This window comes from Variovorax sp. P4_D9 (genome assembly GCF_056401695.1).
This window is the reverse complement of the sequence record NZ_JBFUIU010001139.1, coordinates 1-2,278: the sequence shown is the minus strand read 5'-3', so window position 1 is coordinate 2,278 and position 2,278 is coordinate 1. Positions and strand designations below refer to the sequence as shown.

1 protein-coding gene is annotated in these 2,278 nt (G+C 62.6%); it reads right to left on the bottom strand.

What is annotated here, in order from left to right; all coding sequences use genetic code 11:
* Positions 1–465: 465 nt before the first annotated feature.
* Positions 466–1,509 carry an HAD family hydrolase gene (locus AC1DY5_RS52055; protein ID WP_478122088.1) on the bottom strand — a complete coding sequence of 348 codons (1,044 nt, stop codon included), beginning with the start codon at positions 1,507–1,509 and terminating at the stop codon, positions 466–468.
* Positions 1,510–2,278 lie beyond the last annotated feature (769 nt).

The window sequence follows — 2,278 nt, the reverse complement described above, 5'->3', positions numbered from 1 at the left end:
CGATCAACCAACACCCCAAGGCAGCGATGCACGCAGTGAACAGTTCGTCCGATTCGGGCGCATTGCAAGGAGCCCGGAGGGCGACTGGAGATGCGCCCGAATTGGCGGCGCCAGCAAAGCCGCATGTGACCGATTCTGAGGTCGTTCCACGTGCGCGTCGCCGGCACTTTTCCAACGCCGACAAGCGCCGCATTCTGGACGCTGCCACAAGTTCCTACCCACAAGTCTGCCGCTGCGAGCGTATTCCGAGCACGAGGTAAGCGGCTCCCCACGACAGGCGCTCAACGAGCCACCCGAGGCCCAGCGCATCCAGACCTGCGGCTGGAAGCAAAATGGGAAGCTGAAGCAACACGAATCGGCCTTGGATTCCAACGACGCTCGCCCACCGCACCTCAGCAAGTACGGATGGGCGCCTGGGGCAAGGCTTGACTTCACGGAAGTGGCCTTCGCGTTGGGCCGGACCTCTCATGCATCGAACGAAAAGATCCGCTTCCAGTCGTCCTTCATGCTGATGACAACCCAACCGTTCTTCTTCGCTTCGTCGTAGAGCGCCTGAGGGAAGGCGCCAACTTTCGTGTCGGGCAAGCCTTGGGCCGGACCGTAGGCGTACTCGCGCTTGGCGTCGTCGTGCAAGAGCAGCATCGAAAGGCGCGCGCCGTCGCCGGCCTTGGTGTACTCCAGCATCTGCCGGTCGCCGGTCGAGTTGCCGAAGGACGCGACGGGCCGGCGACCGATCATCATGTGGATGCCTTCAGGCTTGCCGGCGTTGTTGTCGTTCAGCATGAGCTTGGGCTCCCTGGTCAGGAAGGGCTTGCCGCTCTTGGCGTAGCCGTACTTCGTGCCGCCCGCTGTTCCGACGACCTGTTCCGGTGAAACCCCGTAAGTCGCCTCCGAGTACACGCGCACGAAATCCTGCCCGCCCCCCGTGACGATGTAGGTCTTGTAGCCATTGGTCCGGAGGTATTTCATCACCTCCTGCATGGGCTGGTAGCTGAGTTCGGTGTACGGGCGGTTCCAGCGCCTGTCCTTCGCGCTGGCGATCCACTTCGTCGCCTCCGCGTTGAATTCGTCGACGCTCATGCCGGTCAGCGTCGCGGCCAGAATCTTTTCGAGTTGAGGCAACCGCAGCTTGGCAATCGCCTCCATGTTGCCCGTCATGACCGTCTTGAACGGCTCGACATTGGCCAGCTCGGGCTTGGCCTTGACCACGGCCGGCATGCGATCGAGGCAGTAGATCACCTGACTGTACATCGGGTGCTCGACCCACAGCGTCCCGTCCTGGTCGAAGGTCGCGATCCGCGCCGGTGGCGCAACGAAGCTCGCGTTCGAGGCGTCCGTCGTGACCCGCACGAAGTCGAGGATGGCTTGCTTGGGCGGACCGTCGTTCCAGGATGCGAGCGGCGCTTCGGGTGCCGGTTGCAGAGTGCCCGAAGCGCTTTGCTGAGCGTGAGCGCCAGCCATGCCCAGAATCCCGGACGCGGCCGGTGCGGTGGCGAGGGCCTTCAGCATATGCCGTCGGCTTACATGTTCGGGAGAGCCCATCGTTCCTCCTGGCGCAGTCGACAAGAGGACGAAGGTTAGGCGCAACATACTGCTGCTGCAATCCCGGCGCCCACGGATTACACGTAAGTGGTAGGACCGTCAAGATCACCCCGCCGGGTATACGCCGCTGGGTCACCTGAGCCGCGCGCGGATGGCGCCGGCTGCGCTTCGTTGCCGCTCTTGAACTTCTCGCCCCCGCGCCAGCGACCAACGATGTCTGCACTGCCTTCAGACCGGTCGTCGATGCTGAGATCTGCTTAGACCGGAACCGCCTGCCTGCAGTACGACGGTCGCCGACGAACGGCAGGGTAGGACTGCATGCTGCTTTCGAGCGGCCGAAAGCTCACGCCCTGGCGGCGTTGTGCGGCAACGCCGGCAAATTGCCGCCATCTCTGCACCAAAGGGCAATAACAAACAGCGCCGTTTCGCGCTAGGTTCGCGGTTGGTTGGGCGCGAGGATGCGATTGCCGGCCCTCGAAGGACCTTGTCCCGGCCGCACGACTTACTGGGCGCAATGTGGGTGAACCCACTGTTTTCATCATTGATGATGACGAGGCTTGTCGCGATTCGATTCGCGAGTTGGTCGTTTCGGTCGGACTCGCAGCCAAGGTCTTCGGTTCGGCGTTTGAGTTCCTGAATGTCTTTGGACCAGACTTGGCGTGGGCTGCCTAGTGCTGGACCTGCACATGCCACAGATGAATGGGCTCGAGCTGCAAAAGCGCCTGGACGAGATGAG